This is a genomic window from Acetobacter tropicalis (assembly GCF_001580915.1).
In the GTDB taxonomy this organism is placed as follows: Bacteria; Pseudomonadota; Alphaproteobacteria; order Acetobacterales; family Acetobacteraceae; genus Acetobacter; species Acetobacter tropicalis.
In genome coordinates this window covers 1-1,339 of the sequence record NZ_LHZQ01000064.1, presented here as the reverse complement: position 1 = coordinate 1,339, position 1,339 = coordinate 1, and the positions used below count along the sequence as shown (strand labels likewise).

The window sequence follows — 1,339 nt, the reverse complement described above, 5'->3', positions numbered from 1 at the left end:
TGGATGACGGGGCACTGGGGCATACCTGCTCAAGAAGCATCTCACCAAATCACACGCTGACACGCACTCTTACGTATGCCACTATCGTGACAGCGTTCAGGGAGCCCGCACATGGCCACGATCCACCACCTGCTCGATTCCAAAGGGAAGCAAGGGGCGTTAGAATTTGGGCTGGATCGCGATCTGGTCGAAGCTGCTTCGACTTACATGTCGGACGAAGACAACGGTTTAGGATTTATCTATTCCGGTTGGGCCCAGTGCGCTCTTCCGCATCGGCGGTTACCCTCCTCCGAGCCTTGGCAAATGATTTCGGAGCGTGTCCGTTTGATTATCCAGCCCGGCCTTCGGCCGGTTGGCGATACAAACGAGCTTGAACACGTCGGTGTTCCCTTTGGCGCTCACGGACGTCTGATTCTTTTATTCCTCCAAACCGAAGCAATTCGCACGAACTCAAGGGAGATCGAGCTCGGGAAAAGTCTGCGTCAATGGATGAAGCGGATTGGAATTTCTCCCAGCGGTAGCGCTGCGAGATCGGTTCGGGACCAAGCGGAAAGGATCAGCCGCTGCCGTATGTCTTTCCATATCCAAGACGGGCGAGGCGCAAACGCTCTTGTTAACCAAGCCATTGTCGATGGCGCATTATTTATCGACGATAAGACTTTGGCGGACGGGCGTCAGGTAATCGAAGTGGCAAAGCTTTCGGAAGGATATTTCGAACAGCTGAAAAAGCATCCAGTTCCTATTCAGGAAGCCGCTGTCCGTGCCCTATCAAATAATTCCGCCGCGCTCGACGCTTACATTTGGCTCGCATATCGCCTGCACGTTCTCGAAGACAAGAAACTTCTTACCTGGGCGGCGCTCAAACCCCAGTTTGGGTCGACTTACAAGGAACTTTACCATTTTAAGGCGAAGTGGGTGAAGGCTCTCTCACTCGCATTGGCTGTATATCCTGATGCAAAGGTCGAGATCGGCGATCAGGGAGTGACACTCTTCCCCTCGCCGTCCCCAGTCCCTCCAAAGCTTTTAAGAGCTTAAAGCCGGCGCTAACCAACTAGCTGTCAGGGTGTGTCGTCAGTTAATTCCAATGATGGCGGACACGAATTGCACGGCTGCGAGGAAAGTTGACTTCAGCTTGTCATATCGTGTTGCAATACCCCTGAACTGTTTAAGTCTGGCGAAGAAGCGTTCGATGATGTTTCGTTTTTTATAAAGCGAGAAGAGGATTTTCCGTGGATTGCGTCGGTTTTTCTTTGACGGAATAACCGGTGTGATCCCCCGCTCTTCAAGCTTTTCGATGAGAGGATCGGCATCATAAGCCTTGTCGGCGATGAAGACCTCG

2 protein-coding genes are annotated in these 1,339 nt (G+C 52.4%); one reads left to right on the top strand and one right to left on the bottom strand.

Features of this window, described 5'->3' with window-relative positions; all coding sequences use genetic code 11:
* Positions 1-111 precede the first annotated feature (111 nt).
* A complete protein-coding gene (locus tag AD944_RS00415) occupies positions 112-1,035 on the top strand; it encodes a replication protein RepA (protein ID WP_045543165.1) in 924 nt (307 codons plus the stop codon).
* Between the two features lie 36 nt (positions 1,036-1,071).
* Here AD944_RS00415 and AD944_RS00410 read toward each other — a convergent pair.
* A partial coding sequence (locus AD944_RS00410; protein WP_156477217.1) for a transposase occupies positions 1,072-1,339 on the bottom strand: 268 nt, incomplete at its 5' end.